Source organism: Variovorax sp. Root411, assembly GCF_001425205.1.
In the GTDB taxonomy this organism is placed as follows: domain Bacteria; phylum Pseudomonadota; class Gammaproteobacteria; order Burkholderiales; family Burkholderiaceae_C; genus Variovorax.
The window spans coordinates 1,047,730-1,061,790 of record NZ_LMDW01000001.1 but is presented as its reverse complement, the minus strand read 5'-3'; the positions used below and the strand labels follow the sequence as shown (position 1 = coordinate 1,061,790).

Below are 14,061 nucleotides of genomic sequence, written 5' to 3'. Positions count from 1 at the left end.
CCGGCATAAGCCTTGCAGGACAATCCACCCACCCATGGGAATCAGCCAATACATCAAGGAAATCGGCCGCGGCGCGAGAGGCGCCAAGCCGCTCACGCGCGAACAGGCCACCGACCTGTTCGGCCAGGTGCTGGACGGCACCGTCACCGATCTCGAAATCGGCGGCTTCTGCCTGGCCATGCGCATCAAGGGCGAAACGCCCGAGGAGATGGCCGGCTTTCTCGATGCGACCCACGCGCGGCTGAACCGCATCCCGGCCGGCGACCGCCCACTGGTCGTGCTGCCGAGCTACAACGGCGCGCGCAAGCTGCCCGTGCTCACGCCGCTGCTAGCGCTGCTGCTGGCGCGCGAAGGCCTGCCGGTGCTAGTGCATGGCAGCGCGAGCGAAACCTCGCGCGTGCTCGCATCGAACGTGCTCACGGCACTCGACCTGCCGCCGATGACCGAAGTCCGCCCCATCGCCAACGGCGAAGCGGCCTTTGCACCCACCGAGCTGCTGAACCCCGCGCTCAAGCGCCTGCTCGACGTGCGCCGCGTGGTCGGCCTGCGCAACCCCGGCCACAGCGTGGTGAAGCTGATGCAGCCCGCGGCCGGCCCCTGTGTGGTGATCGCGAGCTACACGCACCCCGAATACGCGCGCACCATGGGCGAGACCTTCGAGCTCATGGGCATGACCGCCCTGCTCTCGCGCGGCCTCGAAGGCGAAGTGGTGTCCGATCCGCGCCGCACCGCGCAAATCGACGGCTTCGTGCGCGGCGTGCGCACCGAGCTGCAGGCGCAGCAGGCCGGCACCGCCACCGAGGTGCCGGGCCTGCCGAAGGAAATCGACGTCGCGACCACCGCCGACTACACGCGCCGCGTGCTGGCCGGCGAGCTTCCCGTGCCCGAGGCCATCGCAACGCAAGTCAGGCACATCACGCAACTGGCATCCCACGCATGAACAACGTATCCACTCTCATCACCGGCCGCTGCACCCTGGTGGGCGCCGGCCCTGGCGATCCCGAGCTGCTGACCGTCAAGGCCGTGAAGGCGATCCAGGCCGCAACGGTGCTGCTGGTCGACGATCTCGTGAACGACCAGATCGTGCAGGCCTACGCCAACCCCGGCGCGCGCATCGTGCACGTGGGCAAGCGCGGCGGCTGCAAGAGCACGCCGCAGGCCTTCATCGAGCGGCTGATGATCACCGCCGTGCGCGAAGGCGAAACCGTGGTCCGGCTCAAGGGCGGCGACCCGTTCATCTTCGGCCGCGGCGGTGAAGAGGTCGAGCACCTGCGCGAAGCCGGCATCGAATGCACCGTGGTCAACGGCATCACCGCGGGCCTTGCGGCCGCGACCTCGCTGGGCGTGCCGCTCACGCACCGCGACCATGCGCAGGGCGTGGTGTTCGTCACCGGCCACGCCAAGACCGGCGCGGGCGCGGGCGAAGACCCGACCGACTGGCGCGCGCTGGCCGCGACGGCCTACAACGCACGCCTGACGCTGGTGATCTACATGGGCGTGTCGGGTGCCGGGCACATCGAACGCGAACTGCTGCAAGGCCTGCCGGGCGACACGCCGGTGGCGGTCATCCAGCATGCGAGCCTGCCGCACCAGCGCCACATCGCGACCACGCTCGACAAGCTGCAAAGCGGCATCGCCGAAGCCGGGCTGGCGAGCCCGGCGGTGATCGTCGTGGGCGACGTGCTGCGTGGGCTTGCGGCAGCGGCGCTGCCGGCGAGCGCGGGCAAATTCGGTACCTGAGCAGCACCTGACCAGGGCGATGGCGGCGGGGATGCCGCAGGTGCCGCAGGCCGCCGCGTGGCATGTTTCCTGCTGCGCTCCCGGCAATGAATGCCGTTGCCACGCCCGCCCCCGCCGCAGTCGAGATCATCGCGCTCACCAAGCGCTACTCCCCCGGTACGCCGGCCGCCGTGGACCAGATCGACCTGCGTATCGCCAGCGGGAGCTACTGCTGCCTGCTGGGCCCTTCGGGCTGCGGCAAGAGCACCACGCTGCGCATGGTTGCCGGCCACGAGTCGGTCACCAGCGGCGACATCCTGCTGGACAACCGCAACATCACGAACCTGCCCGCCGCCGCGCGCGGCACGGCGATGATGTTCCAGAGCTTCGCGCTGTTCCCCCACCTGTCGGCCACCGACAACGTGGCCTTCAGCCTCAAGATGAAAGGCGTCGGCAAGGCCGAGCGCCACCGGCGCGCCAACGACCTGCTCGCGCGCGTCGCCATGGGCCACCTGGCCGCGCGCAAGCCCGGTGAACTGTCGGGCGGCCAGCAGCAGCGCGTGGCGCTGGCGCGGGCGCTCATCACCGAACCGCGCGTGCTGCTGCTCGACGAACCGCTCTCGGCGCTCGACCCCTTCCTGCGCATCCAGATGCGCGCCGAGCTGCGGCGCTGGCAGAAGGAACTGGGCCTGACCTTCGTGCACGTCACGCACTCGCAGGAGGAAGCGATGGCGCTGGCAGACACCATGGTGGTCATGAACCACGGCGTGATCGAGCAGGTCGGCTCGCCACACGCGGTCTACAACCATCCGGCGAGCGAATTCGTGGCGCGCTTCATGGGCGGCCACAACGTGTTCGATACGCCGGCCGGCCCGATCGCGGTGCGCAACGACCACATGCGGATCGTCGCGGCAACGGATGCCATCACGGCGGCCGGCTTGCCCGCCACCGTCACCGACGTCGAGTACCAGGGCACCTACGTGCTGCTCGGCCTGACGCTCGACGCCGTCGCGCCGGGGCGCCAGAACGTCTCGGTGTTGCTGGGCGAGGCCGCCTTTCTCTCGCGCCCCTATGCGCAGGGCGAGGCGGTGCGCCTTTCGTGGGCCGAGGCCGACGCGCGCGTGCTCGGCCCCGGCGCCAGGCCGCCGGGCGAGCGCGTGTCGGCGCCCGTCAACGCAAACGCCCTGCGCGACGACATGGCCGCGCTCGCCCTGACCCTGTGAGCGCTTCCCCAGCCAGCTTTCTCTTTTTCCCGCGTTCGTCCCCTTCCACTTTTCTTCTGGAGACTCAGCCATGACCGATCCCATCGACTCGTCCACCGGCGTCAAGCGCCGCACCCTTCTGCAAGGCACGGCCGGTATCCTGGCCACGGGCGTCGCGCCCTTCGTGCATGCGCAGGAGAAGGTCGTGCTGCGCTACCTCGGCACCGCCGTGAACCAGGACAAGGCCATCGCCGAGAAGTTCAAGGCCGACACCGGCATCGAGATCCAGTACGTCGCCGTGACCACCGACGACGTGACCAAGCGCGCAGTCACCGCGCCGAACAGCTTCGACCTGATCGACACCGAGTTCTTCTCGCTCAAGAAGATCGTGCCGACCGGCAACCTCAAGGGCATCGACACCAGGCGCGTGAAGAACGCCGACAAGATCACCTCGCTGTTCACCAAGGGCGAAGTGGCGGGCAAGAAGGTCGGCAGCCAGGGCACGGCGCCGGTCAAGGTGATTTACCTCGAAGGCGAGAAGAGCAAGGCCTTCGCCAAGTCGGCCACGCAGTTCATGTCGCTGATCCCGACCACCTACAACGCCGACACGCTGGGCATTCGACCCGACCTCATCAAGCGCCCGATCGGCTCCTGGGCCGAGCTGCTGAACCCCGAGTTCAAGGGCAAGACCGCGATCCTGAACATTCCGTCGATCGGCATCATGGACGCCGCGATGGTGGTGGAAGCCAAGGGCATCCACAAGTACGCCGACAAGGGCAACATGACCAAGGCCGAGATCGACCTGACGATCAAGACCCTGATCGAGGCCAAGAAGGCCGGCCAGTTCCGCGCGCTGTGGAAGGACTTCAACGAGTCGGTGAACCTGATGGTCTCGGGCGAGGTGGTGATCCAGTCGATGTGGTCGCCCGCCGTCACGGCCGTGCGCAGCAAGGGCATCGACTGCGCCTTCCAGCCGCTCAAGGAAGGCTACCGCGCCTGGGCCTCGGGCTTCGGCCTGCCGGCCACACTTTCGGGCAAGAAGCTCGACGGCGCCTATGAATTCATCAACTGGTTCCTCGACGGCTGGGCCGGTGCATACCTCAACCGCCAGGGCTACTACAGCGCCGTGCTCGACACCGCCAAGGCCAAGATGGAAGCCTACGAATGGGCCTACTGGATGGAAGGCAAGCCCGCGGCCCAGGACATCAAGAGCCCCCAGGGCGACGTGATCGCCAAGGCCGGCGCAGTGCGCGACGGCGGCAGCTACGAGCAGCGCATGGGCGGCATCGCGTGCTGGAACGCCGTCATGGACGAGAACGAATACATGGTCCGCAAGTGGAACGAGTTCGTTGCGGCCTGAGCCTGTGAGCGCTCCCGCCACCCGCGCGTCCGTCGCCACTGCCCCCGTTCACACCGTGAAGGCGTGGTGGCAGGCGGCGCCGTTCGCGCTGGTGTTCCTGCTGTTCTTCCTGATTCCGCTGGCGCTGGTCGCGATGGTCAGCCTATGGAATTTCAACGAGTACGAGTTGATCCCGGCCGTCACGCTGCGCAACTACCGGAGCCTGTTCGAGGGCTGCTCGCACCTCACCGACAACGGCGACCTGTGCGTCACGCTCAACACTTACCTGAGCACGTTCAAGTTCTGCGTGCTGGTATGGGGCATCACGCTGCTCGTCGGCTTTTCGGTGGCCTACTTCCTGGCGTTCCACGTGCGCTCGTCGACGATGCAGACGGTGCTGTTCGTGCTGTGCACGGTGCCCTTCTGGACTTCCAACGTGATCCGCATGGTCTCGTGGGTGCCGCTGCTGGGGCGCAACGGGCTGGTCAACCAGGCGCTGATGGGCACGGGCCTCGTGAACCAGCCGGTGGAGTGGCTTCTGTTCTCCGATTTCTCGGTGGTGCTGGCCTTCGTGCACCTGTACACGATGTTCATGATCGTGCCGATCTTCAACAGCATGATGCGCATCGATCGCTCGCTGCTCGAAGCGGCCAGCGACGCGGGCGCCTCGGGCTGGCAGACGCTGTGGAACGTGGTGGTGCCGCTGTCGCGCACCGGCATCCTGATCGGGTCGATCTTCGTCATCACCATCGTCATGGGCGACTTCGTCACCATCGGCGTGATGGGCGGCCAGCAGATCGCGTCGATCGGCAAGATCATCCAGGTGCAGACCTCGTACCTGCAGTTTCCGCTGGCTGCGGCCAACGCGATGATCCTGCTGGCGGTGGTGCTGATGATCATCTGGGGGCTCACCCGGCTGGTCGATATTCGCAAGGAGCTCTGAAGTGAACCGGAACTCCGACGTTCGAATCGTGCGGCGTCGTTCGGGGGGCGATCACGCCGACGGGGTGCCTTGCTCCGCGAATGTCCCCCGCTTCGCTCCTCCTTTATTTCGCTGCGTGCCCTCGTGCACAGGGCACCGGGTGCTCCCCGCAGCGAAATAAAGGAGGAGCGAAGCGGGGGACATTCGCGGAGGGGAGTACCCGGTGGCCTGTGCACACGCCCTGAAGGACCCAACCCATGACCCAACACATCAGAGAACAACGTCCCCCCGGCTTCTGGCCCCTGGCGACCGTGTTCGCCTTGTTCGTGCTGTTCCTCTACGGCCCGATGATCACGATCTTCGTGCTGAGCTTCCAGGGCCCCGAAGGCGGCCTCACCTTCCCGCTGCGAGGGCTGTCGCTGCACTGGTTCTACAAACTGGCTGAGGGATTGGGCACAGTAGACATCGGCGCGGCCTTCCGGCGCTCGCTGGCCCTGGGCGCGGTGGTCATGGCTTTCACCGTCGTGCTTTCGGTGCTCGCCGGGCTCGCGTTCCGCAAGAAGCTCGCGGGCAGCAACACCCTGTTCTTCGTCACGGTTGCCAGCCTCATCATGCCGTCGATCATCATTTCGCTGGGCATCGGCCTGCAGTTCCGGCTGCTCGACACGGGTATCAAGAGCCTGCTCACGGCCGTGGACGCAACCACGCTGCTCGAGGGCTACGGCACCGCGCTCGGCCTGTTCAGCTCCGCCCTCGGCGCGCACCTGACGTGGACGCTGCCGTTCGGGCTGCTCATCATGTTCGCGGTCTTCAACCGCTTCAACCCGGCCTACGAGGAAGCCGCGCGCGACCTCGGCGCCACGCCGTGGCAAACCTTCCGCTTCGTGGTGCTGCCGCTGATCGGCCCGTCGATCGTGGGCATCGGCATGTTCGGCTTCACGCTGTCGTGGGACGAGATTGCCCGCACCTCGCAGGCCATCGGCGACGTCAACACGCTGCCGCTCGAACTGCAGGGGCTGACCTCGACCGTGACCACGCCGTCGATCTATGCGCTGGGCACGGTGACCACCGTGGTGTCGCTGCTGGTCATGGCGGCGGCGCTGGGCGCGGCTGCGCTGCTGCGCCGGCGCGCCGTGCGGAAGGCGTGAGCGTTTTCCTACAGCCGCCTAAAATCGCGCCCCAACAAAAGCGCAAACAAGAAAGAGGCGGAAATGCTCGAGAAACTCAATGAATTCACGGAAAGCCACGGCGAATTGCGCCGCGGCCAGGGGTTGGTCACCGGAACCATCGCACTGAGCCTTGGCATCCTGTGCTTCCTCGGCGTACTGGCCTTCCACTTTCCGCAGTACCTCACCACGCCGGAGCTGCGCAAGAGCTACAACGTCGACGTGATGCGCTTCATCCTGCTGGCGGCCATGGTGATCTCGGGCGGGCTGTCGCTGGTCAACATCATCTTCAACCGCTCGCGCTGGCTCTCGTCGGCCGCGTTCCTGCTGGTGGTGGCCTCGGCGCTGCTGGGCGGGCACAAAGTGCCGGTGCACGACTTCGCGGACAACACGCCGTACATCGGCCTGGACTGGTTCATCCTCGACCTGCTGGGCTCGTCGCTGATCTTCATCTTCATCGAGAAGCTGTTTGCGCTGCGCAAAGACCAGCCCGTGTTCCGCGAGGAGTGGCAAACCGACTTCCACCACTTCGTGGTGAACCACATGATCGTGGGCTTCGTGCTGCTGGCCACCAACCTGATGGTGCACAAGTTCTTCGGCTGGGCCGCCAACGACGGCATCCGCGGCTGGGTGGGCAACCTGCCGTTCTGGGCCGGCATCCTGCTGATCATCCTGGTGGCCGACCTCGTGCAGTACTGGACGCACCGCGCGTACCACGAGGTGCCGGTGCTGTGGCGCCTGCACGCGGTGCACCACAGCGTGAAGAGCATGGACTGGATGGCGGGCTCGCGCCAGCACATTCTCGAACTGCTGATCACGCGCACGCTGGTGCTCGCGCCGATCTACGTGCTGGGCTTCAGCAAGGAAGTGATCGACGCCTACATCGTGGTGGTGGGCTTCCAGGCGGTGTTCAACCACTGCAATGTGAGCGTGCGGCTCGGCCCGCTGCGCTACCTGATCGTGACGCCCAACTTCCACCACTGGCACCACAGCCAGGACATCGAGGCGCTCGACAAGAACTACGCGGCGCACTACGCCTTCCTCGACTACCTCTTCGGCACCGCGGTGAAGAGCACCAAGCTCTGGCCCGAGAAATACGGCGTGCTGGGCGACTACGTGCCCAACGGCTTCTTCAAGCAGCTGAAGTTCCCGTTCGTCTGGAAAGGCTGATGCGCTCCCGCTTCCGGACTTTCGCGGCCCTCGCTGCCGCGGGCGCCGCCCTGCTGCTCACGGCCTGCGCCACCCGCGTCGACCTGCCGACCAAGGACGCCGGCCTGCGCGTGCGGGTGCAGAGCTCGGTCATCGCACCGGGCAACGGCGGCGAGCTCATCGCCGCCGACGCGCTGGCGCCGGGCGACATCCTGCTGACCTCCATCGCCACGGTGAACTCCTTCGGCATCCGGCTGGGCACCTTCTCGCCGGTGAGCCATGCGGTGCTCTACCTCGGCGACGGCCAGATCGCCGAAGCCGTGGGCACCGGCGTGCGCGCCCGGCCGCTGGCCGAGGTGGTCGACGAAGAACAGATGGTGGTGGCCTTCCGCGTGCCGGGCGTGGACGAAGCCGGCGCCGGGCGCATCCGCGAATGGGCGCTGTCGCAGGTCGGCGCGCGCTACAACACCGTGGGCGTGCTGCTGAACGCGCCTTTCGTGCTGAACCGGCGCCTGTGCGAGCTGCCGCTGGTGCCGGGCGCAGTCAGCCACTACTGCATGAGTGGCATGGCGATGGTGCAGCTGGGTGCGAGCCGCGACGACCAGTTCTTCTGCTCGCAGTTCGTGCTCGAGGCCTACAAGCGGGCCGGCCTGCCGATCACCAGCGCCGACCCGCGCTGGGTGAGTCCTGCCGACCTGCTGCACATGCGCGAAGGCGACGTGCCTTCCATTGCCGCCACGCAGCCGCTGCGCTATGTGGGCCACCTGAAATACAACCCGCCGCCGCTGCTCGCGGCAGACGGCCCTTGAGCGCGGCCGCGTCTTCCCGCTTCGACGTCGTCGTGATCGGCGCCGGGGCCGCGGGGCTGTTCTGCGCCGGCGTGGCCGGCCAGCGCGGACTCAAGGTGCTGGTGGTGGACCACAGCGAGAAGGTCGGCGAGAAGATCCGCATCTCGGGCGGCGGCCGCGCCAATTTCACCAACCGCGACCTCGACGTGCGCGCGCCGCAGCGCCACTTCATCGGCGACAACCCGAATTTCTGCCGCTCGGCGCTGTCGCGCTATGCGCCGCAGCAGTTCATCGAGCTGGTGCAAAAGCACGGCATCGCCTTCCACGAAAAGCACAAGGGGCAGCTGTTCTGCGACGGCTCCTCGCAGCAGATCGTCGACCTGCTGCTGGCGGAATGCGCGGCGGGTGGGGTCGAGCGATGGCAGCCGTGCAGGGCCGGAAACATCACGCTGACGGGCTCTGGCAGCTATCGAATCGAGAGCGATCGAGGCCTCATCGAAACGCCGAAGATCGTGGTTGCCACCGGCGGCCTGTCGATCCCCCAGATCGGCGCCAGCGACTTCGGCTACCGCATCGCCGAGCAGTTCGGCCTGCGCCTCGTCACGCCCCGGCCGGCGCTGGTTCCGATGACCTTCGGCGGCGAGGCCTGGGCGCCGTATGCCGAACTGGCCGGACTCGCGCTGCCAGTGCGCATCGAGACCGGCGCCAGGAAGGAAAAGACGGCATTCCTCGAAGACCTGCTGTTCACCCACCGGGGCTTGTCGGGCCCGGCCGTGCTGCAGATTTCGAGCTACTGGAAGCCCGGCACCCCGCTGACGCTCGATTTCGCGCCGGGCACGAACGTGGCCGAGGCGCTCGGCGAAGCCAAGCTGCGCTCGAAGAAGCGCATCGCCAACGAACTGGCCACGCTCGTGCCCTCCCGGCTGGCCGACGCCTGGGTCGGACAGGACCCGGCCCTGCAGCGCCCGGTCAACGAGGCCGCCGACAAGGCGCTGGCCGCCCTGTCGGAGCGCATCGCCCGCTGGCAGATCACGCCCAGCGGCACCGAAGGCTACAAGAAGGCCGAGGTGACGGCCGGCGGCGTCGACACCCGCGATCTGTCGTCTCAGACCATGGAATCGAAGCAGCCGGGCCTCTATTTCATCGGCGAAGTGGTCGATGTGACGGGTTGGTTGGGCGGATACAACTTCCAATGGGCCTGGGCGAGCGCGCATGCCTGCGCAAGCGCGCTATAATCTCGGGCTAACTTCTGGCCTCCCCTCAACGGCCACCAAAGATTTCAGTTGAGGAACCCCGGCTTTGGGCCTCGATCTCCCCGAGCCAACTTCAGTTCAACGATTCATCAATGACCACCATCCGCGTTAAAGAAAACGAGCCCTTCGACGTCGCACTTCGCCGTTTCAAGCGCACCATCGAAAAGCTCGGCCTGCTGACCGACCTGCGCGCCCGCGAGTTCTACGAAAAGCCGACCGCCGAGCGCAAGCGCAAGAAGGCCGCCGCGGTCAAGCGCCACTACAAGCGCGTGCGCAGCATGCAGCTGCCCAAGAAGCTGTACTAAGCAACGCCCCGGGCGGCAGGCCTCGACGAAAGTCGGCGCCGTCGCCCAGTTGCCTCAGCCGCGCCAGGGAAACCTGCCGCGGCTTTTGTTTTTTCCGAAAGGTTGTCGAATGACTCTCAAAGAACAGATCACCGAAGACATGAAGACGGCGATGCGCGCCAAGGACTCCGAGCGCCTCGCCACCATCCGCCTGCTGCTCGCGGCCTTGAAGCAGAAGGAAGTCGACGAGCGCGTGGAGCTCGACGACGCCATGGTCGTCGCCATCGTCGACAAGATGGTCAAGCAGCGCAAGGACTCGATCGCCGCCTTCACCACCGGCGGCCGCATCGACCTGGCCGACAAGGAAGCCGCCGAGATCAAGGTGCTCGAGGTCTACCTGCCCCAGCGCATGAGCGCCGATGAAACGGTGGCCGCAGTGAAGGCCATCGTGGCCGAACTGGGCGCCAGCGGCCCCGGCGACATGGGCAAGGTGATGGGCGTGGTCAAGACCCGCCTCGCCGGCAAGGCCGACATGGGCCAGGTCAGCGCTGCCGTCAAAGCGGCCCTGACAGGCGCCTGATGAGCACCGGCAGCCCCCGCGCCCCGATCCTCAAGGCCTGTGCCTGCCTGGTCGACGCGCAGGGCCGGCTGCTGGTGTTCCGCCATCCCGAGGATGGCAACATGCAGCTCCCCAAGGGCACCATCGAGCCCGGGGAATCGCCAGAGGCCGCGGTGCGCCGCGAGCTGCTCGAAGAATCGGGCATCGACTACGCCGGCGCGCTGCAATCGCTCGGCACGCTCGACCGCGAATGCGAGGCCGGCGTCGAGGGCAACACGCACCGCCATCCGCAGCTGTGGCACCTGTTCCTGATGCGCGCCGAGGGCAGGCTGCCCGAGACCTTCATGCACACCGCCACCGGCAGTCCCGAAGAAGAAGGCCTCGTCTTCCTGTTCAGCTGGCTCGAACCCGGCGATGCCATCGACGACTTCGCCCTGCCCTACCGACAGACCATCGAGCGCGTGCGCACGGCCCTGCTGCTCGCGGCCTGAGGCTTTTCAGCCCGCGGCGCGCGTGGCCATGTACACGCCCAGCAGCGCCAGCCCCACCAGGAAGCAGCGCCGGAACACCGCCACCGAGAGCCGCTGCCGCAGCCAGGTCCCGAGCACCATGCCGCCGATGGCCGGCACCAGCATCGCGATCGACCCACCCACCACCGACACCGGATAGCTCCCATTTCCGGCCAGCCCTATGGCCAGCACCACCGTCGAGGTGGTGAACGAAATGCCCATCGCCTGGATCAGCGAATCGCGCCGGAACCCCAGCGCCTGCAGGTACGGCACCGCCGGCACCACGAACACGCCGGTCACGGCCGTCACCAGCCCCGTGGCGATGCCCACCAACGGCCCCAGCCAGCGCGTCTGCCCCTCGGCCACGTACAGCTGCCGCCCCGTCAGCCCCCAGCCCGCATAGAGCACCAGCGCCACGCCAAGCGCCCCCGTCGCCCACGCCCCCGACGGCACGCCCAGCCACAGCGCACTACCCAGCGTGCCGACGACGATCCCCGCCTGCATGCCGCCGATGCGCTTGAGCACCGGCACGAAGCTCGCGCGCGGCCCGGTCTGCCAGACGTTGGTGACCAGCGACGGCACGATCAGCAGTGCCGCCGCCTGCACCGGCGGCATCCACAGGGCGAGCAGCGCCATCGACACCGTGGGCAGCCCCAGCCCGATCACGCCCTTGATCACCCCGGCCAGCAGGAAGACGGCCGCTGCGGCAATCCAGAAGCTCGTCAAGTCGTTCGAATGCATCATCGCGGCCGAGTCTGCCGGGCAATGCCGCGCCGGGAAATGCGGTGTTCGCAGAGCCGGCCTCAGGCTGCGGCTGAGGCTCTTGATGCACACTCCGCCGAACCATGCGATTCGACCTCACCGACCTCCGGCTCTTTCTCAACGTCGTCGAAGCCGGCAGCCTCACCGGCGGCGCCGGGCGCTCGCACATGACGCTGGCCTCCGCGAGCCAGCGTGTGCGCGGCATGGAAGACGCCCTCGGCAGCCCGCTGCTCACGCGCCACGCACAGGGCGTGCGCGCCACCGAAGCCGGCCGCACGCTGCTGCACCACGCGCGCGTCGTGCTGCAGCAGATGGAGCGCCTGCGCGGCGAACTCGGCGAATACGGCCAGGGCCTCAAGGGCCACGTGCGCTTCATGTGCGGCACCTCGGCGCTGACCGAGCACCTGCCCGAGGTACTGAGCCGCTTTCTCGCCGAGCATCCGCGCATCTCGGTCGACCTCGAGGAGCGCGCCAGCCCGGACACGGTGGAAGCGCTGCGCGGCGGCCTGTGCGACATCGGCATCGTCTCGGACGCTATCGACAGCGAAGGGCTCGAATGCCATCCCTTTCGCCGCGACGACCTCGTGCTCGTGATGCCGCGCGGCCACGCCCTGGCCGGACGCCGGCGCCTGCGGCTGGCCGACGTGGTCGACAGCGAATTCGTGGGCCTGCCTGCGAACAGTGCGCTGCAGCAGCTCATCACCCAGCATGTGCGCGCGCTCGGCAAGCACCTGGCCTACCGGGTGCGCGTGCGCAACTTCGAGGCCGTGTGCCGCATGGTCGAGTACGGCATCGGCGTCGGCATCGTGCCGCAGACCGCGGCCGAACGCTGCGCGCGTTCGATGAAGATTGCACGCGCCTCGCTCTCCGACGCCTGGGCGGAACGCACGCTGATGGCTTGCGTGCGCTCGTCGGAAGACCTGCCGCTCAATGCGCGGCGCATGCTCGAGCACCTGATCGCGCCGCCGGAAGAACATGCGAAGAAGTGATCGGCGGGCAGGCGCCCGCCTTGGGGCTCAGCTGCCCGCGATCTTCATGCGGTTCACCAGGACCGACCCCGTGGTCTTGGCGCCGAAGGTATAGGCATCGGCTCCGATGGCCTCGATGCCCATGAGCATGTCCTTCAGGTTGCCGGCGATGGTGATCTCCTGCACCGGGAAGGCGATGCGGCCCTTCTCGACCCAGAAGCCGCTGGCACCGCGCGAGTAGTCGCCGGTCACGTAGTTCACGCCCTGGCCCATCAGCTCGATGACAAAGAGGCCGGTGCCGAGCTTGGCCAGCATGGCGTCGAGGTCGTCGGTGTGCTTGGTGAGGCGCGAGCTCAGCGTCAGGTTGTGCGAACCGCCGGCGTTGCCGGTGGTCTTCATGCCCAGCTTGCGGGCCGAGTAGGTCGAGAGAAAGTAGCCTTCGAGGCGGCCAGCATCGACCACCTTGCGCGCCCGCGTGGTCACGCCTTCGTCGTCGAAGGGCGAGCTGCCCTTGCCGCGCATGACGTGCGGATCTTCGGCCACATCGACGTGCTTGGGCAGCACGGGCTTGCCCAGCGAGTCGAGCAGGAAGCTGCTCTTGCGGTACAGCGCACCGCCGCTCACGGCCTGCACCAGCCCACCCAGCAGGCCCACGGCCAGCGGCGACTCGAACAGCACCGGGCATTCGGTGGTCTTGATCTTGCGCGACTTCAGCCGGCTCAGCGCCCGCTCGGCGGCGTAGCGGCCCACGGCCTTCGGGCTGGCCAGTTCGCCGGCCGAGCGCATGGAGCTGTACCAGGCGTCGCGCTGCATGTCGTCGCCCTTGCCGGCGATGGGTGCCACCGAGATCGAGTGCCGCGAGCTGGCATAGCCGCCGCGAAAGCCGTGCGTGTGGGCGCTGAAGAAGTGGCTCTGCTGCGCCGAGACGCCCGCGCCTTCGCTGTTGGTGATGCGCTTGTCGGTCGTCAGGGCCGCCTCTTCGCATTCCAGCGCCAGCTTGGCGGCCTGCTCGCTCGTCACGTCCCAGGGATGGAACAGGTCGAGTTCGGGGTGCACCTTGGCGATGTCTTCTTCGTCCGGCAGGCCGCTGACGGGGTCTTCGGCCGTGAAGCGGGCGATGTCGTAGGCCGCCTGCACGGTCTGCTCGATGGCGGCTTCGGAGAAGTCGGAGGTGCTGGCGTTGCCGCGGCGGTGGCCCACGTAGACCGTGATGCCCAGCGACTTGTCGCGGTTGCGCTCGACGTTTTCCAGCTCGCCCTTGCGTACCGAGACGCTCAGGCCGCAGCCCTCTGAGGCCTCGGCCCCGGCGTCGGTGGCGCCGAGCTTCTTGGCATGGGCCAAGGCCGAGTCGACCAGGTTTTCGAAGAAGGAGCGGCTGTAGGCGAAGCCGGAATCGGCGCGCGAGGAGGATGTCGTCATGTGGTGGCTATGATACTTGCGC

General features: G+C 67.5%; 15 protein-coding genes. 13 read left to right on the top strand and 2 right to left on the bottom strand.

Translation table 11 applies throughout. The features are described from left to right. Positions 1 to 34: 34 nt before the first annotated feature. The 12 genes from ybiB (at position 35) to ASC92_RS04885 (ending at position 10,872) form a co-directional block, all read left to right on the top strand. Positions 35 to 940 (top strand): DNA-binding protein YbiB, encoded by a 906-nt coding sequence (gene ybiB / locus ASC92_RS04940; protein ID WP_056511038.1) that lies wholly within the window; start codon positions 35 to 37, stop codon positions 938 to 940. Beyond that, the gene (gene cobA / locus ASC92_RS04935) at positions 937 to 1,740 is read left to right on the top strand and encodes a uroporphyrinogen-III C-methyltransferase (protein WP_056511035.1); all 804 of its coding nucleotides are present in this window, start codon (positions 937 to 939) and stop codon (positions 1,738 to 1,740) included. The genes ybiB and cobA overlap by 4 nt, the downstream gene beginning before the upstream one ends. Positions 1,741 to 1,826: 86 nt before the next feature. Next, positions 1,827 to 2,942 (top strand): ABC transporter ATP-binding protein, encoded by a 1,116-nt coding sequence (locus ASC92_RS04930; RefSeq protein WP_056511031.1) that lies wholly within the window; start codon positions 1,827 to 1,829, stop codon positions 2,940 to 2,942. Positions 2,943 to 3,012: 70 nt separating this feature from the next. Continuing rightward, the gene (locus tag ASC92_RS04925; RefSeq protein WP_056511028.1) at positions 3,013 to 4,281 is read left to right on the top strand and encodes an ABC transporter substrate-binding protein; all 1,269 of its coding nucleotides are present in this window, start codon (positions 3,013 to 3,015) and stop codon (positions 4,279 to 4,281) included. 4 nt (positions 4,282 to 4,285) lie between these two features. Beyond that, complete coding sequence (locus tag ASC92_RS04920) at positions 4,286 to 5,203, top strand: ABC transporter permease (RefSeq protein WP_056511025.1); 918 nt, start codon at positions 4,286 to 4,288, stop codon at positions 5,201 to 5,203. A 236-nt stretch (positions 5,204 to 5,439) separates the two neighbouring features. Beyond that, positions 5,440 to 6,330 (top strand): ABC transporter permease, encoded by an 891-nt coding sequence (locus ASC92_RS04915; protein ID WP_056511021.1) that lies wholly within the window; start codon positions 5,440 to 5,442, stop codon positions 6,328 to 6,330. A gap of 63 nt (positions 6,331 to 6,393) precedes the next feature. After that, positions 6,394 to 7,518 (top strand): sterol desaturase family protein, encoded by a 1,125-nt coding sequence (locus tag ASC92_RS04910; RefSeq protein WP_056511018.1) that lies wholly within the window; start codon positions 6,394 to 6,396, stop codon positions 7,516 to 7,518. Then, complete coding sequence (locus tag ASC92_RS04905; RefSeq protein ID WP_056511014.1) at positions 7,518 to 8,306, top strand: YaeF family permuted papain-like enzyme; 789 nt, start codon at positions 7,518 to 7,520, stop codon at positions 8,304 to 8,306. Before ASC92_RS04910 ends, ASC92_RS04905 begins: the two co-directional genes overlap by 1 nt. Further along, the gene (locus tag ASC92_RS04900) at positions 8,303 to 9,520 is read left to right on the top strand and encodes an NAD(P)/FAD-dependent oxidoreductase (RefSeq protein WP_056511011.1); all 1,218 of its coding nucleotides are present in this window, start codon (positions 8,303 to 8,305) and stop codon (positions 9,518 to 9,520) included. Before ASC92_RS04905 ends, ASC92_RS04900 begins: the two co-directional genes overlap by 4 nt. Before the next feature lie 110 nt (positions 9,521 to 9,630). Then, positions 9,631 to 9,843 carry a 30S ribosomal protein S21 gene (gene rpsU, locus ASC92_RS04895; RefSeq protein WP_007833691.1) on the top strand — a complete coding sequence of 71 codons (213 nt, stop codon included), beginning with the start codon at positions 9,631 to 9,633 and terminating at the stop codon, positions 9,841 to 9,843. A 109-nt stretch (positions 9,844 to 9,952) separates the two neighbouring features. Further along, a complete protein-coding gene (locus ASC92_RS04890; RefSeq protein ID WP_007833692.1) occupies positions 9,953 to 10,402 on the top strand; it encodes a GatB/YqeY domain-containing protein in 450 nt (149 codons plus the stop codon). Beyond that, positions 10,402 to 10,872, top strand: a complete 471-nt coding sequence (locus ASC92_RS04885) for an NUDIX domain-containing protein (protein WP_056511008.1) — start codon at positions 10,402 to 10,404, stop codon at positions 10,870 to 10,872. Before ASC92_RS04890 ends, ASC92_RS04885 begins: the two co-directional genes overlap by 1 nt. A 6-nt stretch (positions 10,873 to 10,878) precedes the next feature. Here the strand turns inward: ASC92_RS04885 and ASC92_RS04880 are convergent, their stop codons facing one another. Continuing rightward, positions 10,879 to 11,634: a sulfite exporter TauE/SafE family protein gene (locus tag ASC92_RS04880; protein WP_056511004.1), complete on the bottom strand. Its 756-nt coding sequence runs from the start codon at positions 11,632 to 11,634 to the stop codon at positions 10,879 to 10,881. A gap of 101 nt (positions 11,635 to 11,735) precedes the next feature. On the opposite strand from ASC92_RS04880, the gene ASC92_RS04875 reads away from it, so the two are divergent. Continuing rightward, complete coding sequence (locus tag ASC92_RS04875; RefSeq protein WP_056511001.1) at positions 11,736 to 12,641, top strand: LysR family transcriptional regulator; 906 nt, start codon at positions 11,736 to 11,738, stop codon at positions 12,639 to 12,641. Between the two features lie 27 nt (positions 12,642 to 12,668). On the opposite strand, the gene pmbA is transcribed toward ASC92_RS04875, so the two are convergent. After that, positions 12,669 to 14,039 carry a metalloprotease PmbA gene (pmbA, locus tag ASC92_RS04870; protein ID WP_056510998.1) on the bottom strand — a complete coding sequence of 457 codons (1,371 nt, stop codon included), beginning with the start codon at positions 14,037 to 14,039 and terminating at the stop codon, positions 12,669 to 12,671. Positions 14,040 to 14,061: the final 22 nt, after the last annotated feature.